The sequence below is a fragment of the Brachyspira catarrhinii genome (genome assembly GCF_005518285.1).
Lineage (GTDB): Bacteria > Spirochaetota > Brachyspiria > Brachyspirales > Brachyspiraceae > Brachyspira > Brachyspira catarrhinii.
In genome coordinates, this window is sequence record NZ_SJDU01000940.1 from 1 (window position 1) to 237 (window position 237).

Below are 237 nucleotides of genomic sequence, written 5' to 3' on the forward strand. Positions count from 1 at the left end.
TTATCAGTAGGAAATATTTTTATATAATCTTTTTTATTTTCTACTTCTATTGTGGCTTTAATTAATACATTCTCTAAATTATCATCATTATATATTGGTACTATATAATTATAAGCCCAGTGATTTTTGAACATATTTTTATTTATAAATTCAGATTTTTGCTGAGCGGTACAATCATCTGTATCCATTATTATGAAGATTTTAAAATTTTTATCTATTTGATTATCTTTAATGTCT

At 21.1% G+C, this 237-nt stretch carries 1 pseudogene; it reads right to left on the reverse strand.

Features of this window, described 5'->3' with window-relative positions:
- A pseudogene (locus EZH24_RS13845) lies at positions 1-188 on the reverse strand (hypothetical protein); the annotation flags it as partial.
- Between the last annotated feature and the right edge of the window lie 49 nt (positions 189-237).